Annotated in this window: 19 protein-coding genes; 10 read left to right on the top strand and 9 right to left on the bottom strand. The window is 66.1% G+C overall.

Annotated features, from left to right (window positions below; translation table 11 throughout):
• Both ASD28_RS06745 and ASD28_RS30890 read left to right on the top strand, forming a co-directional pair.
• Window positions 1-292, top strand: a 292-nt coding sequence (locus ASD28_RS06745) for an integrase core domain-containing protein (RefSeq protein WP_156650886.1), incomplete at its 5' end; no start/stop codon positions are given.
• A 55-nt stretch (window positions 293-347) separates the two neighbouring features.
• Window positions 348-911, top strand: a complete 564-nt coding sequence (locus ASD28_RS30890; protein WP_229412382.1) for an alpha/beta hydrolase — start codon at window positions 348-350, stop codon at window positions 909-911.
• Window positions 912-1003: 92 nt separating this feature from the next.
• Here ASD28_RS30890 and ASD28_RS06740 read toward each other — a convergent pair whose 3' ends face one another.
• The 3 genes from ASD28_RS06740 to ASD28_RS06730 all read right to left on the bottom strand — a co-directional run bounded on the left by ASD28_RS06740 (window position 1004) and on the right by ASD28_RS06730 (window position 3794).
• Window positions 1004-1777: an SDR family oxidoreductase gene (locus ASD28_RS06740; protein ID WP_056125608.1), complete on the bottom strand. Its 774-nt coding sequence runs from the start codon at window positions 1775-1777 to the stop codon at window positions 1004-1006.
• A 70-nt stretch (window positions 1778-1847) separates the two neighbouring features.
• Window positions 1848-2996: a galactonate dehydratase gene (gene dgoD, locus ASD28_RS06735; protein WP_056125607.1), complete on the bottom strand. Its 1149-nt coding sequence runs from the start codon at window positions 2994-2996 to the stop codon at window positions 1848-1850.
• 81 nt (window positions 2997-3077) lie between these two features.
• Complete coding sequence (locus tag ASD28_RS06730) at window positions 3078-3794, bottom strand: ABC transporter substrate-binding protein (RefSeq protein WP_229412229.1); 717 nt, start codon at window positions 3792-3794, stop codon at window positions 3078-3080.
• Between the two features lie 91 nt (window positions 3795-3885).
• On the opposite strand from ASD28_RS06730, the gene ASD28_RS06725 reads away from it, so the two are divergent.
• Window positions 3886-4098, top strand: coding sequence for a hypothetical protein (locus ASD28_RS06725; RefSeq protein ID WP_056125605.1), 213 nt, complete (start codon window positions 3886-3888; stop codon window positions 4096-4098).
• Between the two features lie 84 nt (window positions 4099-4182).
• The gene (locus ASD28_RS06720; RefSeq protein WP_056125603.1) at window positions 4183-5364 is read left to right on the top strand and encodes a sterol desaturase family protein; all 1182 of its coding nucleotides are present in this window, start codon (window positions 4183-4185) and stop codon (window positions 5362-5364) included.
• Window positions 5365-5368: 4 nt separating this feature from the next.
• On the opposite strand, the gene ASD28_RS06715 is transcribed toward ASD28_RS06720, so the two are convergent.
• Window positions 5369-6490, bottom strand: a complete 1122-nt coding sequence (locus ASD28_RS06715; RefSeq protein ID WP_056125601.1) for a PepSY domain-containing protein — start codon at window positions 6488-6490, stop codon at window positions 5369-5371.
• Between the two features lie 94 nt (window positions 6491-6584).
• Here ASD28_RS06715 and ASD28_RS06710 point away from each other — a divergent pair, with 94 nt between their 5' ends.
• The 4 genes from ASD28_RS06710 (at window position 6585) to ASD28_RS06695 (ending at window position 12382) form a co-directional block, all read left to right on the top strand.
• Window positions 6585-8603, top strand: coding sequence for a TonB-dependent receptor (locus ASD28_RS06710; protein ID WP_056125598.1), 2019 nt, complete (start codon window positions 6585-6587; stop codon window positions 8601-8603).
• Between the two features lie 120 nt (window positions 8604-8723).
• Window positions 8724-9935, top strand: a complete 1212-nt coding sequence (locus ASD28_RS06705; RefSeq protein ID WP_056125596.1) for a hypothetical protein — start codon at window positions 8724-8726, stop codon at window positions 9933-9935.
• Between the two features lie 24 nt (window positions 9936-9959).
• Window positions 9960-11054 carry an acyltransferase gene (locus tag ASD28_RS06700; protein ID WP_082579117.1) on the top strand — a complete coding sequence of 365 codons (1095 nt, stop codon included), beginning with the start codon at window positions 9960-9962 and terminating at the stop codon, window positions 11052-11054.
• Between the two features lie 110 nt (window positions 11055-11164).
• A complete protein-coding gene (locus ASD28_RS06695) occupies window positions 11165-12382 on the top strand; it encodes a hypothetical protein (protein ID WP_156650885.1) in 1218 nt (405 codons plus the stop codon).
• 4 nt (window positions 12383-12386) lie between these two features.
• On the opposite strand, the gene ASD28_RS06690 is transcribed toward ASD28_RS06695, so the two are convergent.
• Window positions 12387-12785, bottom strand: a complete 399-nt coding sequence (locus tag ASD28_RS06690) for a VOC family protein (RefSeq protein ID WP_056125590.1) — start codon at window positions 12783-12785, stop codon at window positions 12387-12389.
• Window positions 12786-12868: 83 nt separating this feature from the next.
• Here ASD28_RS06690 and ASD28_RS06685 point away from each other — a divergent pair, with 83 nt between their 5' ends.
• Window positions 12869-13822, top strand: a complete 954-nt coding sequence (locus ASD28_RS06685; protein WP_056125588.1) for an NAD(P)-dependent oxidoreductase — start codon at window positions 12869-12871, stop codon at window positions 13820-13822.
• Here ASD28_RS06685 and ASD28_RS06680 read toward each other — a convergent pair.
• Window positions 13812-14105, bottom strand: a complete 294-nt coding sequence (locus ASD28_RS06680) for an H-NS family nucleoid-associated regulatory protein (RefSeq protein ID WP_056125586.1) — start codon at window positions 14103-14105, stop codon at window positions 13812-13814. The genes ASD28_RS06685 and ASD28_RS06680 overlap by 11 nt on opposite strands.
• Window positions 14106-14330: 225 nt before the next feature.
• Between ASD28_RS06680 and ASD28_RS06675 the strand changes: the two genes are divergently transcribed.
• Window positions 14331-17003, top strand: coding sequence for a PAS domain S-box protein (locus ASD28_RS06675; protein WP_056125585.1), 2673 nt, complete (start codon window positions 14331-14333; stop codon window positions 17001-17003).
• A 10-nt stretch (window positions 17004-17013) separates the two neighbouring features.
• On the opposite strand, the gene ASD28_RS06670 is transcribed toward ASD28_RS06675, so the two are convergent.
• The 3 genes from ASD28_RS06670 to ASD28_RS06660 form a co-directional block, all read right to left on the bottom strand.
• Window positions 17014-17301, bottom strand: a complete 288-nt coding sequence (locus tag ASD28_RS06670) for a hypothetical protein (protein WP_200948949.1) — start codon at window positions 17299-17301, stop codon at window positions 17014-17016.
• Between the two features lie 19 nt (window positions 17302-17320).
• Window positions 17321-19711, bottom strand: a complete 2391-nt coding sequence (locus ASD28_RS06665) for an EAL domain-containing protein (RefSeq protein ID WP_160408176.1) — start codon at window positions 19709-19711, stop codon at window positions 17321-17323.
• A 212-nt stretch (window positions 19712-19923) separates the two neighbouring features.
• Complete coding sequence (locus ASD28_RS06660; RefSeq protein WP_056125583.1) at window positions 19924-21522, bottom strand: fatty acyl-CoA reductase; 1599 nt, start codon at window positions 21520-21522, stop codon at window positions 19924-19926.
• Window positions 21523-21526 lie beyond the last annotated feature (4 nt).

The following is a 21526-nucleotide window of genomic DNA, read 5'->3' as shown; positions in this document are numbered from 1 at the left end:
TATCGCCGCCGAGCATCGCCTGGCGCCACCGCGCCATCCGCAAACGAACGGCATGGTCGAGCGCTTTAACGGCCGCATCAATGAACTGCTGCAGCAAACCCGTTTCGACAGCAAGGCGGACCTGGAGACGTCCTTGCTGAACTATTTGAAGCTGTACAACCACCACATTCCGCAGCGCGCACTTGACGCCAAAACGCTCATCCTGGCACTCAAGGAATGGCAGAAGAAGCGGCCGGAACTATTCATCAAACGCGTCTACGATCAAACGGGACTCGACAGTCCTGGCCATTGACCTGGAAGGGACGGAAATCTGCGACTGGCTGACATCACGTGGGATTACCTGCGTATTGCTCAAATACCGCGTCCCCGGTGGGAACGACTACTGGGATGAAAAATGCAGATGCAGGATCTTTCCAAAGATACCGCTTGCACTGCAGGATGCCCAGCGGAGCATTAAGCTGGTGCGGTCGAAGGTAACGGAACTGAACCTGAACCCGCGAAAGATCGGTGTAATCGGCTTCTCGGCCGGTGGCTATCTGGTCGCCCAGACCAGCAACATCGTTGCGTCTGCCTACGCGCCGGTCGACGCCGTGGACAAGTTAAGTAGCCGCCCTGACTTTGCGATTGCGCTTTATCCGGGTCACCTGTGTCGCGCCGGAGCACTCGAACCAAGCATTCGCGTGACGAAGGACACACCGCCCACATTTCTATTGCAAGCTTGGGACGATCCGGTCGACCCTATCTGCAATAGCACACTGTATGCCCGGGCGCTCAACCAGGCAGGTGTGCCGGCAGAGGTTCATCTTTTTGCAAAAGGAGGGCACGCCTTCGGTCTCCGGGAGAAAGATCACCCTTTAGCAGCCTGGCCTTCGTTGGTGGAAAACTGGCTCAAGGAAACCGGCGTCCTATAAGTGTAGCAAGGTCAATGCCGGCTCCGGGTCGATAGCGGACGTACACGGACCCAGTCCGAGCACCAGGAAAGCGGCCGGGCGTCCAGTCGCTTTTAGTCGTGATACACCTGGCTCCTGCCCCCGTCCACGAGCAGATCCGCCGCATTCACGAACCGCGCCTCGTCGCTGGCCAGGAACAGCGCCGCGTTCGCGACGTCCTTCGGTTCCCCGATCCACCCGCACGGCAGCAGCGCGGCCTGGCGCCGGCGTTCTGCCTCCGGATCGGGGCAGCCGGCGAGCCACGCCTCGATCCGCTCCGTCATGATCAGGCCGGGCGAGATGGAATTCACGCGGATGCCGCGCGCCGCGTACTCGACGCCGAGCGACCGCGTGAGGCCGATCAGCCCGTGCTTCGCGACGGGATACGGGAAACAGCCCTTGATGACCTTGTGGCCGTGCACCGATGCGATGTTGACGATGCTGCCGCTGCCTGCCGCCAGCATGGACGGGAGCACGGCGCGGCACGCGTTCCACGCGCCTTCCAGGTCGAGCGTGAGGCAGCGCCGCCAGCCTTCCGCATCCAGTTCCAGCGGATCGGAAAACACGTTCACGCCCGCGTTGTTGACGAGGATGTCGACCTGCCCGAAGCGTTCCAGCGTGCGCGCCGCCAGCCGCTCCATCGCGGTCGGATCCGTGATGTCGGCCTGGACGAACAGGCTGCGTGTCCCGCCCAGTTCCTCGTGCAGCGCCCGTGCGGCCGCGTCGTCGACGTGGCTGTTGATCACGACGCACGCACCTTCCTCCATGAAGCGCCGCGCGACGGCCGCGCCGATGCCCATGGTGGAGCCGGTGACGATCGCCACCTTCCCTTCGAGTCTTCCGTTCATCTCTTCCTGCCGCTTCCCTGGTCCTGCATGTTTTTGTATGACATGCATCGTACACCAGCGGCAGGCCGGCCTACCACTCCGCGACGCTGCCGTCGGCGTGGCGCCAGACCGGGTTGCGCCAGTCGGTTGCCGCGCGGCTGGCCTCGATCACGCGTTCCTCGTCGATCTCGACGCCGAGCCCAGGCTTCGGCAGCGGCCGGATCCACCCGGACGACAGGAGGAAGTCTTCCTTGTTCTTCACGTAGTCCAGCAGCTCGGCCCCCTGGTTGTAATGGATGCCCATGCTCTGCTCCTGCAGCACGGCGTTGTGCGCGACGAAGTCCACGTGCAGGCAGGACGCCAGCGCCACCGGCCCGAGCGGGCAATGCGGCGCGAACGCGATGTCGTGCGCTTCCGCCATCGCCGCGATCTTGACGCATTCCGTGATGCCGCCCGCGTGCGACAGGTCCGGCTGGACGATGGCGAGACCGCCCCGCTCGAACACGCGCTTGAAGTCGAAGCGCGAGTACATCCGCTCGCCGGCCGCCAGCGGGATCGACGTCGCGTCGGCCAATGCGCGGTAGTACTCGTCCTGCTCGGCCAGCACCGGTTCCTCGACGAACAGCGGCCGGTACGGCTCCAGTTCGCGCAGCAGCACCTTCGCCATCGGCGCGGACACGCGGCCATGGAAGTCGACGCCGAATTCGATCTCGGAGCCGAACTTCGCGCGCACCTCGGCCACGCGCGCGACGGCCTGGTCGATCTTGCGCGCGTTGTCGATGATGCCCAGTTCTTCGGTGCCGTTCATCTTGAAGGTGTCGAAACCGGCTTCCCGAAGGGCAGCGATCCCTGCGATCAGTTCGGCCGGACGGTCGCCGCCCACCCAGCTGTACGTCTTCATGCGGTCACGCACGAGGCCGCCCAGCAGTTCGTAAACAGGCTGCCCCAGCACCTTGCCCTTGATGTCCCACAGCGCCTGGTCGACGCCGGCGATGGCGCTCATCAGGATCGGGCCGCCGCGATAGAAGCCCGCGCGGTACATCGTCTGCCACAGGTCGTTGATGCGGCCCGGATCCTTGCCGACGAGGTAGTCGGACAGTTCGTGCACGGCCGCCTCGACGGTGCGCGCGCGCCCCTCGATGACAGGTTCGCCCCAGCCGGTGACGCCTTCATCAGTCTCGATCTTCAGCAGCATCCAGCGCGGCGGGACGCGGTAAGTGGTGAGTCGGGTGATTTTCATGGCGGCCAGTGTAGCCGCGCCCGGGCCGCCGCATGCATGCGCAATCGCGGGGGATCTATACAGTTCCGATATAGACCGCGGTCAGGCCAGTCCGTACTGCCGGAAAATGCGCTTGTGGGTACCGTCGGCGACCAGTTCCGCCATCGCCGCGCGCCAGCGGGCCGCTTCCTGCTCGCCGATATCGCGCGAGCCCGCCAGCCAGGCGGTGGTCGTCCGCACGGGCTCACCGAGATGGAAGTCCTTCTCGACGCCGCGCATCTCGAGCGACCGATGGATGATCGCGCGCTCGCCGAACACGGCATCCGCCATACCCGCGAGCAGGAAGCGGTGCACTTCGTCGATGGACGATGCCTCCACCAGTCGCTGGAACCCCAACTCGCGCAGAATGGCCGATTGGGCCGCGCCGCGCAGCAGGGCGATGCGCTTGTCCGTCATGCCCTGCGGACGGTGGACGTCGAAGTCGCTCCCCTTGTGCGCCATGAAAATATAGTTTTCCTCGTACAGCGGCGCGAGCCAGTGGTATCGCCGCTCACGCTCGGGCAGCCGGGTCACCGGAAAAATCGCGGTATTCGGCGTCGTGGCAGCGACATACAATGCGCGCCGCCAGGGCATGAACTCGATGTCCGGCACCACGCCGAGGCGCTTGCAAAGCGCGTCCACGAGTTCGCGCAACGCGCCAGGCTGTTTGTCGCCCGGCGCCATCACCAGCGGCGGCAGGTGCGCCGTCACGATATGCAGCGGCGCCTGCCCGGCGTGGGCGCCGGCACCGCTCGCGGCGCCTAGCGCCAGCAGCAACACATGCCGTCTCGTAATCAATACCGTCCCCGTCTTGTCAGCAGGCGCCATCGTAACGCAGGTTACACTGGAGCGAACAGCAACAGGAGCATCGATGCGTTTCAATATCTACGGCCGCTTCCAGGTCGACGTCCGGCGCGAGAACGACGCCTGGGCCGTGTATCGCGCGGTTCCCGGCAAGCGGACCCCGTTCGAGGAGGTCGTCATCCCAGCGGACGTGCCGGCGGACGAACTGGCGACGTGGCTCGACGATATCTTTCACGAATATGCCGGGCACGGGGACATGGTCGAACCCATCCCCGATTGAAGGCCACGTGACAATCCGCGCCTTTTCGCGCGACGCAAAATGCTATGCTCCGCCGGCCCTGATCGCCGAGAACGGATCGCATTCATGAAAATTTTGACCAAGCCCGCGCGCGCCGCGCTCGACGACGTCACGGACGCCGTCTCCGCTACCGCCGACATCCTCCAACAAAGCGGCCGCCTGGAGCCCGGCTACGGGCTGGCCAGCGGTGCGCTCGCGTTTTTCCTGGCCGTGCTGTGTTTCCTCGGCGTGCTGGCCTTTCATTTTCCGCAGTATCTGACGACCCCGGAGCTGCGCCAGAAATACGATCCCGACGTCATCCGCTCGATCATGTTCGCGGCCATGGTGCTGTCCGGGTCGATCAGCCTGCTCAACGTGATCTTCAAGCGGCGCCGCAGCATCAACGGCATGGCGGCGGCGCTCATTCTCTTGACGCTGGCGATGGGCGGATCGCACGTCCCCGTCGCCGATTTTCCCGACCATACACCGTACATCGGCCTGGACTGGTTCATCCTCGATCTCCTCGGCTCGACCCTGATTTTCGCGGTGATCGAGAAGGTCTTCCCGCTCTATAAGGACCAGCTGCTGTTCCGCCGCGAATGGCAGACCGATCTCGTGCACTTTGCCGTCAACCATTTCATCGTCGGCCTGGCGCTGCTGACCGTGAACTTTGCCATTCACCGCCTGTTCGGCTGGATGGCGAGCGACACGATACAGAACACGGTGCAATCGATCCCGTTCCTGCCCCAACTGCTGCTGTGCATCCTGTGCGCGGACCTGGTGCAATACTGCACCCACCGTGCCTACCACGAGATTCCTTTCCTGTGGCGTTTCCACGCCGTGCATCATTCGGCGAAAACGATGGATTGGCTGGCCGGCTCGCGCCAACACATGGTGGAACTGATCATCACCCGGGTGGGCGTGCTGGGCGCCCTGTACGTGCTCGGCTTCGAAAAGAGCGTCATGGACGTGTACATCGTCGTGGTCGGATTCCAGGCCGTCTTCAACCACGCCAATGTGCATTTGCCGTGGGGTCCGCTGAAATACGTGATCGTCACGCCGGATTTCCACCACTGGCACCATTCGTCGGACGACGTGGCCATCGACAAGAACTACGCCGCGCATTTCGCTTTCATCGACCACATCCTGGGTACGGCCGTCAAAGGCCAGACGGGCTTTCCCGAAAAATACGGCGTGGTCGGCGATTATGTACCGGACGGTTTCACCAGGCAGCTGATGTTTCCGTTCCGGTCCCGCAAGGACGACTGAACCGTCAATTTACCGCGGTCGTCACGGGCGCACGCCCGCGTTTGCGCGCCTCCGCCCGTTTCCTCGCGAGCCTGTTCCTGCCCCACATCCAGCCGCCGGACAGCGACATCAGCGCGAGCGACAGGCCGAACAGGACGTTCAGCACGCGAGTCGCCGTCCCGCCGTACGCGCCGGTATGCAGCGGATAGAACCAGGCATTGATGCGCGTGGCCAGGTTCGATTCGAGGACGTTGTCCGTCCGCAGCAGCCTGCCGTCGTACCGGTCGAAGTGGACGAACGTGCGGCCGATCTGGTGGATTTCTCCGGGCAGCCGCATGCGTACCGTCACCGCGCCGTTCGGCGTGGCGGGCATCATCAGGCGCGTGATCCGTCCCCCCGGGAACGCCGCTTCGGCGCGCCGGACCATCGCGTCGAGCGACGCGGGCGGCCCCGTGCGGGATGACGAGGCCGGCGCGGCCTGTTTCGCCCCCGCGCCGGTGAGGGCGACCAGCAACGGCTCCGTCAACACGCCGGGCAGCGCCAGCGCGGCGCCGCTCCCGGCGATCACGACGAGGAACACGCCCGTCACGATGCCCGCGACTTTATGGACGTCCAGCCAGACACGCGCGGCACCCGCATCCCATTTGACGGTCAATGCCTGGCGCCAGCGGCCGCGCCGGGGCCACCACAACCATACGCCCAGGACGATGAGCAGCACGGCGGCCAGGCCGAACCAGCCGACGACCGCCCTGCCCGTCTCGCCCGACAGCAGGTTCGTGTGCAGGTCGACGAGGATGCCCATCAGCGAATCGTGCGTGTCGCGCAGGCCGAGCACGTGGCCGTCGTGCGGATCGAGGTACGCCCGCATGCTGCTGCCCCGGTACCAGACCTCCACGGCATCCCCTGGCGACGCCGGCAGGACGAGCATGCGCACCGGGTCGCGCGGCCAGGCGTCACGGGCGCCGGCCGCCAGGGTGTCGACGCCGGCGCCGCCCGGCCGCGGCTCGACACGGCGCAACTCCGGGTGCGCCGCCCGGTCGAGCTCGCCATCGAAGGTAATCACGGCGCCCGTGATGCCGCTCATGACGAGCACGACGACCGCCGCCAGCCCGACATACCGGTGCAACCATGAGATGAATCTGCGCATACCCCCTCGTTGTTTCAATGCGAATCATTCTCATTATAATTTACAGTCCAATGTATGTGGGGTAAGATCCAACTTTTCTTTCTATCAACACTTGATGATGTTTTATCGTAAGAAGACGGTCGTCCTCGCCATCGGACTGTGTTTCGCGCTGTCGGCACGCGCGCAAGACACGGCAGACATCACCGCAGCGCCGGCGATGACGGTGGGTCTGGTCACGGTGGTCGGCAAGGCAACGGGACCGCTGGCCACGCGCAATGTCCTGACGTCGGTCGACGTCCTGGACGAGAGCAAGATCGCGACGCAGGCGGTCAGCCACAACTGGCAATTGTTCGGCCAGCTCCCCGGCGTGATGCTCACGCAATACGGCCAGGGCACCACGTCCGGCAAGATTTCGATCCGCGGCTTCACGGGCGAAGGCGAGATCAACGCCGTCAAGCTGCTGATCGACGGGATACCCAGCAACAGCAACGATGGGATGATGCCCTACCTCGACCTGGCGCCGCTGCTGGACATCCGCGCCGTCGAGCTCGTGCGCGGCACGAACGATCCCCGCTACGGCCTCCACAACATCGCCGGCAACGCGAACGTCGTGACAAAGATCGGCGGCAACTACGGCGCGGCGCGCCTCGGCTACGGCAGCTTCGACACGCGCGATGCGCAGGCGGCACTAGGCGTCGACCGCAACGGTTTTTCCCAGAACTACGCCGCGAGCTGGCAAAAGACGGACGGCTACCGCGCCCACTCGGATGCGGACAAGTCCACCTTCTCGGGTAAATGGTTTTATTCGCCCGACAACGGCACGAGCCGGTACGGCCTGATCGTGCGCCACCATGAAGTGCGCGCCGACGAACCGGGGTTCCTGACGGCTGCGCAAGCCCGCGCGGACTGGGAACAGTCGCTGCCGCACAACGCCACCGACCGCGGCACGCGCCGGATGGACCAGGTGGCCCTGCAGGCCGAGACGGCGCTCGGCCGCCAGCTGTTCTGGACGGCGCAGGTCTATCACAATGCCTTGAACGACCACCGCTACGTGACCTTCTCCGCCGGGGTGCGCCAGCAGGAACGCACGATCGAGGAAAACCACACCGGCGCCTCGACGACGTTGACGTGGCGCCCGACCGGCCGGCTGCGTGTCGTCGGCGGGCTGGACACGGAGCGCCAGGACAACGCCAGCCAGCGCTGGTTCACGGCGAGCGAGGTGCGGCAATCCCAGACCCGCGACCAGCAGTTCGACCTGAACACGGCAGGCGGCTTCGTCCAGGCCATCTACAAGCCGGTCGCCGACCTGACCATCACCCCGGCGCTGCGCGTCGACAGGCTCACCGGCAGCTACACGAACCTGCTGGACGGCCGCGTCTACGGCATCAACGACTATGGACTGATCCGGCAACCGAAGCTGTCCGCCGTGTACCAGGTCAACGACGCCTGGTCCGTGTACGGGAACGTCGGCCGCACGTTCCAGATCGGCATCGGCACCGCCACCTACAAGGTCAACCAGACCAGCGACCTGTCGCCGTCGATCAACGACGGCTGGGAGACCGGCGTCAAGTTCCGGCCCCTGCAAGGCGTGGAAGGCCGCCTCGCCGTGTGGGAGCAGTATGCGTCGAACGAAGCGCGGCGCAAGATGAACGACCCGGCCAACGATGCCGAGAACATCGGCGAGACGCGGCGCCGGGGCGTGGACCTGCAGCTGAACGTGCAGCCGACGGCGCGCCTGGGCGTGTGGGTGGGCGCCGCCGTACAACGGGCGCGCATCGTCAAGGCGGACGCCGCGTCGATCGCCACGCAGGGCAACGAGATCGATCACACGCCGCACCTGCTGTACAACGCGGGGGCGGACTACAACGTCAGCGACGTGCTGCGCCTGTCCGGTTCGATCAATGGCCAGAGCGATTACTTCCTCGACCGGACCAACACCACCGGCAAGTTCGGCGCGTATGCCATCGTCAACCTGTCGGCCGCATACCGCCTCGGGAACAACCTGGACGTGGAGCTCCAGGTCCGCAACGTGGCGGACCGCTACTACGACTACGTGTGGCACGACGGCGCGCAGTCGCTGCACGCGCCGGGCAGTCCGCGCAGCGTCACCCTGATGCTGACCAGCCGCTTCTAGTTGAGTCACATCAAACGAGCTTCAGCATCGTAGCGCATGCTTGACGGGTGCGCGCCAGCCACCCCGTCCCCGGACGGGGACTTCGGCGACCTTATTCATCCCGGAAATCTTGGTCCAGCCATGAAGAACAAGCGCTCTCCGTCGGGTTTCTCGATCTTGTTCTTCCTGGCGTTTCTCGTCGCGCTCTTCCTGTTATTCACGCCTTTCGAAGAATCCGGCACCCGCGCCACGATGCTGCCGAAGTATCTCGCGGCGGGCGTGGCCATGGTGGCCATGTCGCCTCTGGTGTTCCTCGGGAAGATCCGGATGAAACTGCCTTCCCTGCTCGTGGCGACGCTGCTGTTCACACTGGTTTTTCACGTGGTCGTCGTCAAACCGGTGCCACCGCAATTCGTCCTGCTGATCGCCGCCAACCTGGCGTTGGCCATCGCGATCTTCGAAGCGCGATTTTCGTACAGGAGGGAATTCGAGGCGGCGCTGGCATGCCTGATCGGGATAAACGTACTGACGCTGACCATCCAGGTGATCCTGTACTATTTCGTCACACATTCGATCTACGACGTTCATCAACTCGTGTTCGGAACGGAAAGCCGGGTCACCGAGGAATACTTCAACATCGCCCGCTTTGCGGGCCTGCATGTGGAGCCCGGCACTTACACCAACTACGTATCGTGCATGCTGGCCATTTACGCGTTTTCGGCCGAGTTCAGCAAAAAGCGCATCGTCCTGGCGGTCGGAACCATCATTTCCGTGCTGATGACGCATGCCGCATCCTCGATCTTTTTCGTTTCCGTGCTGTTGCTGCTACTCGGCTGGCTGTGGCGCAAGCGCATCGGCTTACTCGAGATCGTCATCGCACTGTCCGTCGTCGTTTTCTACATTTACGCCTCCAATTTCATCGACCACCTGATGACCCGCTTCGGCGGCCACGATCCCAGCCTGTCGTTCAAGATGCAGGGCATAAACACCTACCTGGATGCCGGCGTGGAAGAGAAGTTCACGGGGTTCGGCTATGGAGCCGATCCGTGCATCGGATGCCATTACCAGGACATCGGCGTCATCCTGAACCTGGTCAGCCGCGGCGGCATCATCGTGACGTTGCCGTTGGCGTTGATCCTGCTGCGCATATTCGCTCTGCACGGCCTCATCCTGGCGACGTTCATCGTCCTGATCCCCGCGTATTGCATCATGTATTTCTACGAGGCACCGATCTGGATATTCCTCCTGTTTGCGATCTCGAGCAGACAGATGCTGGACAAGCGCGTGCAACCCGGCGCGCGAAGTACCGTACCGGGGGCCATCGCGCCCGCAGGCATGGTCGCGCACCACTGAATCCGCTGCTTCGAGCTTCACGCCATGACACGCGCCAGAGTCAACGAGATCGATCTTTTGCGATTCCTGGCGGCGCTCGCCGTCGTCTTCTTTCACTACGCCTACCGCGGGCCGGCCGGCGGGTTCTCGGCGATGCCGTACCCGCTGCTGGCGCCCGTCGCCGAATACGGCTTCCTCGGGGTCGAACTGTTTTTCATGATCAGCGGGTTCGTCGTCCTGATGACCGCGGCCGCCAGCGCGCGCCTGCGCGACTTTTGCATCTCCCGCGTCGTACGGCTTTACCCCGCGTTCTGGACGTGCTGCACGATCACCTTTCTCGCCAGCATCGCACTGGCCGCGCGACCCGACGTCACGTTCGTCCAGTACGCCGTCAACATGACGATGGTCGCCGACCTGTTCAGGGTGCCGCTGCTGGAAGGAGCTTACTGGTCGTTGCTGGTCGAGATCCGGTTCTATGCGCTGGTCGCTGCGCTCCTGGTCATCGGGCAAATTCACCAGGCGCAGCGCTACCTCGCCATGTGGCTGCTGGCATGTATCGCGCTCGCACTCCTCTCGCTGTTCCCTGACGCGTCGGCGCCGGCAGGCGCGCTGCATGTCGTCCGTACCCTGCTGATCTTCGATTACGCGGCGTATTTCATCGCCGGCGCCACCTGCTTCCTGATCTGGAAAAAAGGTGCGGCCGTGAGCAGGTTGACGGTGCTCGCGGGCGCCTGGGGCCTCGCCCTCTTCCAGTCCGGGGTTATCGTGCGCAAGGTGCGCGCCGAGAACGCGATGTCGACCCTAAACGCCGGTATCGTCATCGGCATCCTGACCCTGTTCTTCGTGGTGATGCTGCTGATCGCACTGGGCCGGACGGGCTCGCTCGCCCGCTATCGCTGGCCGTTGGCCGGGGCGATCAGCTATCCGCTGTATCTGCTGCACCAGAACATCGGCTATCTCGTGTTCAACCGCTTTTATCCAGCTGTAAACGCCCATCTGCTGTTCTGGGGCATGATCGCCGCCGTGCTCGGCGCCGCGTACGGCGTGCACGTCCTGGTCGAGCGGCGGTTCGCCGCGCGCATGAAGACTTACCTGACGGGGGCGCTGATGAGCGTCCCGGCTCCTGCAGCCAAGAAATAAAACCACGACATTCTCGTCGTGACCATTCGTGAGAATTTTTATATCGTTCTCTTGCTATCCTGCATGCCGTGGCCACGCCGGCCAGGCTTGCGATAGAAAGAGATCGATCCGTGTTCAACATACCTGCCACCGTATCCGCACGCCGTGCCATCCTCGTCGCGGCAACCGCCACATTGCTGACGTCGTGCGGCGGTGGAGGCGGCTCACCGGATACGACGGCGCCGAGCACGCCGCCCGTGAATAACCAGGCCATCGTCCTGTTGGCCAACAACCCGACCGGCAATTACCTCAGGGGCGCCATCGCGGTCGGCCCTGACGACACATTGTTCGTGGCGAACGACGCCAACGCCACGATTTTCAAATTGACGCAGGACGGCGTCGTGTCCGGCTTTGTCGGCAAGGATGGCGTGCCCCCGGGGACGGATGGTACCGGCAGTGCGGCCGGCTTTACGAAGCAGATCGCGAAGCTTCTTTTCGATAAGAACAGCCAGGTGCTCTACGCCCTGGACGGCTGGGGCTTACAAACTTATGACGGGTCGCCTGCCATCGCCCTGCGCCGCATCACGCTGGACGGGGTCACCAGCACGATGTCGCTGTCGAGGTTCCCGACGCATGCGCCGGCCAACCGTCTCCTGCCGCAGAACCTGGGGGACAATCCGTCCACGCTGGCGCTTGGCCCCGACGGCACGTTGTACGCGACGACCGCGATCATGGCTGGAGGAGGCTCCAGCACTCCCGCCACCGGGAGCCACGAAGCGCAACATCGCGGCTGGCGGACCGTGGACAGCAACGGCGGCGGCCGCCTCCTGTTCGTCCAGGAGTCCGGCTCGTTCGTGCCGGGCTATTCCGACCCAAGCCCTCCTGTGAGCTATCAGTTTCCGGCCGATTTGAGCGCCACCGCCGGGATGCTGGGCGTGGCCTTGACGGGCCTTGCAGTGGACCGCGCCGGCAACGGCTATATCTCGGATTTGAAACGCCACATCATCGTCAAGGTCACCCCGGGCGGCTCGGCCAGCATCTTCGCGGGCACCGCCGACAAACCCGGCGCGGCCGACGGTACCGGCACGGCGGCGCAATTCAACGGGCCGGGAGAGATGGTGATCGACAAAGCGGACAACCTGTACGTCGTCGACGGCGGCAACCAGACGATCCGCAAGATCACGCCGGGCGGCGTGGTCACGACCGTGGCCGGCCAGGTCGGCCTGTGGCAGACGCGCCCCGGCCCCCTCCCCGGCGGCCTCAACAATCCAGGAGGCCTGGCGATCGACGACAAAGGCCGTCTCTATGTGACCGTCTCCGACGGCGTGGTCCGCGTGCAACTGCCCTGACGGGTCATTCCTGCGGCGCAGTCCAGACCAGGTTCCACAGATGGCCGTCGAGGTCCTCGAAGCCCTGGTCGTACATGAAGCCATGATCCTCGGGCGGGTGCGGAATCCGCGCACCCGCCGCCTGCGCCCGGGCGATCAGGCTGTCGACCTCGTCGCGGCTTTCGCAGCTCAGGCAGATGATCACCTCGTTGGCGTCGCGCGCCCGCACGGCCGGCTTGTTGATGAGGGACTCGAAGAACGCTTCCGTCATCAGCATGACGTGCAGGGTGTCGTCGACGACGTTCATGAACAGCGCGTTCTCGTTGCTGTAGCGCGGATTGATGGTGAAGCCGAGCGCCGAAAAAAAGGCCTTCGAACGGTCCAGGTCCTGCACCGCCAGGTTGAAGATGATTTGCTTGTTCATGATGTCCTCTTGTCATAATGTTGGTTGGAAAACGGGTCCCGCACCCTGACGACGAACGGCACCCCACGACTTCGACATCGAACATGCAAATTCTCCTGACCGGCTCCTCCGGCTGGCTTGGCCGCTTCCTGTCCCCTTTGCTGCGGCAGGCGGGCCACGTCCCGCTCGGCCTCGACGTGGCGCCCGGCCCGCACACCGACGTGGTCGGCAGCGTCGCCGACGCGCCGCTGGTCCGGCGCCTGTTCGCCGATCACCGGTTCGACGGCGTGATCCACGCGGCCGCGCTCCACAAACCCGACATCGCGCGCTATCCGCGCCAGGCGTTCGTCGACGTGAACGTCACCGGGACGCTCAACCTGCTGGAAGCGGCCGTGGCCCACGGCGCGAGCCGGTTCGTGTTCACGTCGACCACCTCGCTGATGATCACGCAGGCCATCCGCGCCGAGACCGCGCCCGCCGCCGTCTGGCTGGACGAGACGAGCGGACCGCTGCAGCCCCGGAACATCTATGGCGTGACCAAGCGCACGGCCGAGGAGCTGGCGCGGCTGTTCCATGCGGACCACGGCCTGCCCGTGATCGTGCTGAGGACGGCACGATTCTTCCCGGAAGAGGATGACACGCACGACCATCTTGCCGGCGAAAACATGAAGGCGAACGAATTCCTGCACCGCCGCCTGACCGTCGAAGACTGCGCGCGCGCGCACCTCGCCGCGCTGGAGAAGGCGCCGGCCATCGGCTTCGGCCTGTACGTCGTGTCGGCGCCGACGCCCTTCGACCGCGCGGAGGCGGCCCGGCTGAAGACGGACGCGCCGGCGGTGATCGCCCGGCACTTCCCGGACGCGGCCAGGCTCTACGCAGCCCGGGGCTGGTCGCTGCCGGCCAGCATCGGCCGCGTGTACGACGCGGCCGCGATCGAACGCGACCTGGGATTCCGCTGCCGGACCGATTTCGCAGCGGTCCTCGCCACGCTGCGCGCAAACCGGCCGCTTCCCTTTGCCCACGATCCGGCTTACACGTCGCCGATGCTCAGATCTTGAAATCGTCCAGCGAGCGCCCGCTGGCCAGCGCCTCAGCGATCCAGCGGGGCTGGCGCCCGCGGCCCGTCCAGGTCTGGCCGCTGTCGGCCGGATTGCGGTAGCGCGGCGCCGCGGTCTCGACGAGCGCGTCGAGTGGGATGCCCGCGCCGGCCGCGAGCGCGTGGATGCGGTCGCGCGCCCGGTCGCGCTCGTCGCGCGCGCGGCGCTTGATTTCCTGCTCGATATCGAAAAGCAAACCTTTCAGTTCGGCGAGGTCATAGCCGTTGAGATCGATCGGCGCCATGGGGAAACATCCTTTGCCAGGAGGGGAACGCGGGCCTCCATTTTACTATGTCAGCGCCCGTGCAATATGTGAACTGCAACGTAGTCGTCGCGCCACATTCCACAAAAATGAAACTTTCCGTGAGGAATTTAGTGTTACCATTCCCCCGGACACTCGCCCCAACACCCGGCGAGCGCCTTCCTTGCGGCCCCTGCCCCGCCGCCGTTCACACCACCTGGAACGGCCATGCTGATGACCAAGACGATCTCGGAAACTTCTCGCCTCGCGGCACTGACCGCGCTCGACTTGCTGGATACCCGGCCGGAGCCCCGCTTCGACCGCTACACGCGCCTGGCCGCGTTGACCTTCGGCGTGCCCATCGCACTCATCACGCTGGTCGACGACAAGCGCCAGTGGTTCAAGTCGCGCTGCGGCCTCGACGTGGAACAGACGGCCCGCGAGGATGCCTTCTGCGCCCACACGGTCGCGCATTGCGAGACGTTCGTCGTCGAGGATGCGGCCGCCGATCCGCGCTTCGCCGGCAATCCACTCGTCAAGGGCGAGCCGCACGTCCGTTTCTATGCCGGGCAGCCCCTCTTTTGCGACGGCCACGCCGTGGGCACGCTGTGCATCGTCGACCGCAACCCGCGCCGCTTCGACGACGCGCAGCGCCAGTGCCTGCGCGACCTGGCCGACCTGGTCCAAGTGGAGCTGAACCAGGCCCGCGTCACGACGGCGCGCGTGATGGCCGAACAGGCCCTCAAGTCGCTCAACGCGGAACTGGAGCAGCGCGTGACCCAACGCACGGCGGAACTGGAAGCCCGCCTGGCGGACCTCACCACGGAAATCGCCCAGCGCAAGGCGGCCGAGACGCTGCTCCGCGATGCCGAAAGCTGGAACCGGACGATCGTCGCGACGTCGTACAGCGCGTTCGTCGGCGCCGATCCCGTTGGCCGCATCACCGAATGGAACCCGGCAGCCGAACGGATCTTCGGCTGGCGCCGGAGCGAGGCCGTGGGCCGTTCGCTGGCGGACCTGATCGTGCCGGAAGAACTGCGCGCGGCGCACGTTGCGGGCATGCGCCGCTTCACGCAGACGGGCTTCAGCACCGTCGTCGACCGGCAGGTCGAACTGCCGGCGCTGACGGCGAGCGGTCGCCGCATAACCATCGAGATGAAAGTCGGCGCCTACGAATGGCAGGGCCGGCGCTGCATCGGCGCGTTCATCGACGACGTCTCCGAACGCAACCGCACGCGCCAGCAGCTCGACGAAAAGCAGGAATTGCTGGACGCCGTGCTGGAATCGATCGACGTCGCCGTTGTCGCCTGCGACGCCGAGGGCAGCCTCACGTTGTTCAACAAGAAGGCCCGCATGCTGCACGGCCTGGACCGCGCCTGCGTCAAGACGGCCGACTGGCCGACGCATTACGCCCTGTACGAAGCGGACGGCCACACGCCGCTCGCGCCGGACGAAGTGCCGCTCGCCCGCGTCCTGCGTGGCGAGGTCGTGCGCGAACAGGCGATGGCCATCGCGCCTCCTGGCCGCCCGGCCGCCACCCTGCTGGCCAGCGGCCGTCCGCTGAAAAGCGCCAACGGGCGGATGCTGGGCGCCGTCGTGGCGATGACCGACATCACCGAACGCAACACGGCGCGCGAACAGCTGGAAGCCAGCGAACGCCGGCTGCGCGCCATCACGGAAAACCTGCCGGCGCTGATCGGCAAGGTGAACGCAGCGGGCAAGTTCGTGTTCCTGAACGGCCGCGCCATCCAGTTCTACGGCAAGGCGGCCGAAGCGCTGATCGGCCACGACGTGCGCGACGCCTATTCGGCACACGAATACGCCAAGCTCGAACCACACCTGCGCCGCGTCCACGCGGGCGAATGCAGCACGTTCGAGGACGTCATCGAGGTGAACGGCCGCCAGCTGCATTACCAGTGCATGTTCGTGCCGCAGCGCGCACTGGACGGTACGCCGGACGGCTATTACGCGATGGCGTTCGACATGACCGCCCGCAAGCTCTCCGAGCTGCGCCAGGCCGAGAGCGAGGAGCGCCTGCGCACGATCACCGACAACGTGCCGGTGCTGATCGCCCACCTGGATGCCGACCGCCGCTATGCGTTCGCCAACGCCGTGCACGCGTCGTGGCTGGGCGTGCCGCCGGAGCGGATCCTCGGCCTCACCGTCGAGGAAGCGTTCGGCCCCGGCTTCTACGCGCCGCAGGCCAGGGCGCTGGAGCAGGCCTGGCTCGGCAACGCATCGCAGTGCGAACACGAAATCGTGCGCAAGAACCACACGCGCATCGCCCACTCGACGTTCCTCCCGCAGATGCGCGACGGCCGCGTGCTCGGCGTGTACATCCTGACGACGGACGCCACCGCCTCGCGCATGCACGAGCGCAGCCTGCACGCGCTGGCGCACACGGACCCGCTCACGCAGCTGCCGAACCGGCGCCGCTTCGAGCAGGCGCTGGAAGGCGCCGCCAACCGCTCGCGCCAGGGCGACCGCGACTGCGCACTGCTGTACCTGGACGTGGACTTCTTCAAGCAGATCAACGACCGCTACGGCCACGCGACCGGCGACGACGTGCTCGTGGAGTTCGCGCGCCGGCTGCGCACCAGCGTGCGCTCGACCGACCTGGTCGCGCGCCTGGCCGGCGACGAATTCACGGTGCTGCTGCACGACGTGCGCAGCGACGCCGACGTCGAACGCGTCGCCCGCAAGATCCTGGACGCGATCGCGCAGCCGTTCGCGGTGGCCGGCCGCACCTTGAAAGTCGGGACGACGATCGGCATCGGCCTCGCGTCCGGCGGCAGCGTCGACCCGCGCGCGCTGATGGAAACGGCCGACCGCGCGCTGTACGCCGCCAAGGAAGCCGGCCGCCACACCTACGCGGTCCTGCACACGGGCGAGTACGCCTGACAGGCCGGCGTCAGTGGAATACGCCGACGGCGAGTTCTGCCCACGCGAGGAGCAGCCCGAGCGCAAGCAGGCCGCCGACCAGCAGGCGGCCCGCCCGGCCCGCGATACGCCGCTTCGCGAGTACGTAAGCCAGGCCGGTTCCGGCCAGCAGCGCTCCGCCAACGAGAAAATCGCCGGCGCCCCAGTCGACCTCGTGCGTGAAGCGCATCGCCACGGCCGGCACGAGCAGGATGGCCAGCGTGGCCAGCAGCACCCGGCGCACATCGCTGCGCACGGCGTCGACATTCGTCGTCATCATCGTCCACCTCCTCCGGCATCTACATCGGCAGACGCGCGTCGCGCCGCAACATCTCCTGCAGCCCGTCCTGGGCCAGGGCCGGACTGAAATAATAGCCCTGCATCTGGTCGCAGTCGTGATCGCGCAGGAACGTCAGCTGCTCGATCGTCTCGACGCCTTCCGCGATCACCTGCAGCTTGAGATTGTGGCCGAGCGCGATGATGGCGCGCGTGATGACTTCATGGCCGTCGTCCGGATCCGTGCCTCCGCCGAGGAACGACCGGTCGATCTTGATGCAGTCGACGGGGAATTTCTGCAGGTGGCTGAGGCTCGAGTAACCGGTCCCGAAATCGTCGATCGACAGGCGTACGCCCAGCAGCTTCAACTGGGCCAGCGCGTCGCGCGCTTCTTCCGGGTGGTCCATCAGCTGGCTCTCCGTCACTTCCAGCTCCAGGCGGTGCGCGGGGACGCCGTGCCGCGCCAGCGTGTCCGCCAGCCGGTTCACGAAGCGGCGCTGGCGCAGCTGGCGGGCGGACAGGTTCACCGCGATGACGAAGTCCTCGATGCCCACGGCGGCGAGCGCGTGCAGCGTGGCGCATGCCTCGTCGAGCACCCAGTCGCCCAGCGGGATGATCAGGCCCGTCTGCTCGGCGACGGGAATGAAGATGTCGGGCGCGATGATGCCGTCGACCGGATGCTGCCAGCGCACGAGCGCCTCGGCGCCCACCACCTTGCCCGTGCGCAGATCGACCTTCGGCTGGTAGCCGAGCACCAGTTCGCCGTTGCGGATCGCCCGGCTCAGGCTCGCTTCCAGCAACAGGTGCTGGTGCACCACCTGGTTCAGTTCCTCCGAATAGAACTGCACGTTGTTGCGGCCGAGGGTCTTGGCGTGGTACATGGCGGCGTCGGCCGCGCGCATGACGGCGTCGACCGTGCGCCCGTCCTGCGGGAACAGGCTGACGCCGATGCTCGTGCCGGGCAGGATCTCCTTGCCCTCGACGACGACGGGCGCCGACACGCTCTGGCGCACCCGCTCGACGAGGCAGGCCAGCTGGGTCACGTCGGTCTGCTCGGCGATCACGAGGACGAATTCGTCGCCGCCCAGGCGCGCCACCGTGTCTTCCTCGCGCATGCTGTCGCGCAGGCGGGCCGCGATCTCGCGCAGGACGGCGTCGCCGGCTTCGTGGCCGAAGGTGTCGTTGATGTGCTTGAAGTTGTCGAGGTCGAGGAACGCGAGCGCGCCCTGGCGGCGATGGGACGACGCCGCATCGATTGCCGCCTTCAGGCGTTCCAGCAGCAGCGTGCGGTTGGCGAGCCCGGTGAGCGCGTCGTGGTGCGCCAGGTGTTGCAGCCGGCGCTCGTAATGGCGGGCTTCGGTGATATCGTTGATCACGCCGACGAAGTGCGTCACCTCGCCCTCCATGCTGCCGACGGGATCGATGCGCAAGTCGTTCCAGAAGATCTCGCCGTTCTTGCGCCGGTTGCGCAGGACGGCGCGCACGCTCTGCCGGCGCGCGACGGCGTCGTGGATGCGGTGCTGCTCGCCCACGTCGCAATCCTCGACGCGCATGAAGCGCGGATTGCGGCCCTTCACCTCGGCCAGCGTGTAGCCGGTGATCTGCTCGAACGCGGGATTCACGTACTCGATCACGTTGTCGGCTCCGTCCGCGCAGCACGTGATCACGATCGCGTTCACGCTCGCGTACATGGCCCGCTCGCGCACGCGCAGGCCGCGCTCGGCTTCCTTGCGCGACGTGATGTCGAGGCCCGTGCCGAACACGACCGGCAGGCTGCCCAGGCTCGCACGCGAGCAATGGAACAGGAAGGTCGTGCGCTTGCCGTGCTTCCCGACGAGGTCAGCCTCGTGGTACGACCTGCCGCGCTCGAAGGCGTTCAGGATTTTTTCCACGATCATCGCCTGGTCACGCTCGTCGAAAAAATTCTGAACGTTAAATGTCGGCAACTCTTCGCTCGCCATCTCGAGCGCGTCTTCCAGCTGGTGGTTCCACAACAGCAGATGCCCGCTCTGGTCGATGACGTAGAACACGCACGGCAATTCCTCGATGATGTCGGCGATGGGCAGGTCCTGGATCAATGCGTAACGGGTCGGGGCCAGGCCGGCACGCGGCACGACGATGACGCTGTAGCCGCCGGGCTGGTCGGGATCGAGCGATTGCGGAGCCACCGTCACCCGCACCGGCACCCGGTGCCCGTCCGCGCAAATCAGTTCTCCCGTCGAATCTTCGTTGACGCGGTCGCCGATCCAGGTCACGGTGGCCGGGTCGTCGAAGGCGATGATCTGGTCGAGGCTGCAGTGACGGATGTCCGCCGCGCCATAGCCCGCCAGCTTTTCGCAGGCGCGGTTCCAGCTCGTGATCCTCCCTGCCGCGTCGACGACGAATACCGCGAGGGGTAAAGGCGAAAGGTTCACGACCTCCTCCAGGGAACCGGCCGGGCGCGCTTGCACGTTGCGTCCATTGGGAAAACATCATAGCGCAGTCACGTCCGAAGGGGCGCATATTTACATCGCATGCCGCCCGCGCCTCCCGGCGTGCTGGTGGCGGGGTTGTGGTGCGGGCGACGACATCCGTCGGTTAGTTGCATAATGGTCCGACAAGCCGGTCCGGCTTGCCGCGCCGCCCGTCAGCGCGAGGCCGGCGCCGCCAAAGGGTCGACGCCCGCGGCTGGCGCAGCAGCGGCTGCCGCAGCGGCGGCTGCCGGTTCTTCCGGCACCGCGTCCCGCCGCCGCAGCGCATAGCGGTTCAGCCCCGCCATGTGGATGCGGCACAGGTAGTCTTCCCAGTCGACGAGGCGCGCATCCACCGGATACAGCCGCCGCGCCTCCTCCCCGAAGCGCGCAGCCAGGGCCAGCAGGCTGGCGTTGTGGAACCGGTAGCGCGGATGCGCGTAGAACGCGAACGTCAGCGCCAGCAGGCGCGTCGTGCGCAGCTTGTCCAGCGCGTGCAGGGCACCCGGCGCGCCCGCGAGGCGGCGCAGGCCGTTCCACGCCGTCGCGCCGATGCCGAACGCGCCCATGAAAAAGCGGAACGTGCCCTCCCCGACCGTGCGGAAATCGTGCTTCGGCTCGGCGTGGAACAGGCGGTCGTACTTGCGCCAGTTGCGTTTGGATTCCGCCTGCAGCAGCCGGATCAGCTCACCCAGCGCGAGCGGATTCGTCGAACCGCTGCAGCATTGATAGATGCGCCGTCCCGGCCCGGCGGACAGCGCCTCCGCACCCGCCAGCACGATGGCGTTCGCCACGAGGTCGACGGGGATGACGTCGATGATGCCTTCGCGCCGCGCGGGGAAGAAGCTCGTCTTGCCGCGCGCGTAGGCGAGGATGACGGCGTCCGCCACCTTCACGCCTTCGATCCAGCCGGGCGCCGGCTCGCGCAGCGTGCTTTCGATGATGGACGGCCGCACGATCGTCAAGGCATGCCCGTGCATGGCGCGGAGGGCGACCTGCTCGCCGAGCCACTTGGTGAACGTGTAGGTGTCGTTCCAGCCGTGGCGCTGGGCCTGGGCGATGCCGAGGTCCGTCAGGCGCCGGCGCAGCCGTTCCGGATCCGCGCCGTCCGCCTTCGCCCGCACCCGCTCGATCTTGCGCTGCAGGGAAGCGATCAGCGCATCGACGTCGTACCAGCCGTCGCGATGGCGCGGGATGCCGTCGCGTGCGCTGCCTGCCGGCGCGACGACGTCCTCGCGCATCTCGCCGCGGTTGTGGCCGTTCACATAGCAGGTCGACACGTGCACGAGCGGCGCGCTCGCCACCCGCGCGAACGCCGTCACGTGGCGCAGGCTCAGCGTATTGATGGCGAGCGCTTCGTCGAGGGGTTCGCGGAAGTCGACGCTGGCGGCCGCGTTCACGACCACGTCCACGCCGCGCGCCAGCTCGGCGCAGCGCGCGGGCGCGAAGCCGAAGCCGGGCGCCGTGATCTCGCCCGTCACGCAGTCCACCCGCTCGGCGAGAAAGCGTTCCAGCCAGGCGGGACGCACGGCGCGCAGGTGGTCGAACACGGACGAAGCCGCGACCTCGCGCTCGAAGCGCGCGCGGGCATCGCCGTGGCTGCCTGCGCGGATCAGCAGCACGATGCGCCCGACGTCGGGCACGGTGCGGATCAGCTTTTCCAGCAGGACCTTGGCGACGAAACCCGTCGCGCCCGTGAGCAGGATGCGCTTGCCGGCAAAGGCGTCGCGCACGTCCGGCAGCCCGTCGGCTGCCTCGTTGATGGTGGTCGTCATGGGT

This window comes from Massilia sp. Root133 (assembly GCF_001426525.1).
Lineage (GTDB): Bacteria > Pseudomonadota > Gammaproteobacteria > Burkholderiales > Burkholderiaceae_D > Telluria > Telluria orientalis.
The sequence above is the reverse complement of the archived record's forward strand: the minus strand, read 5'-3'. Positions and strand labels throughout refer to the sequence as shown.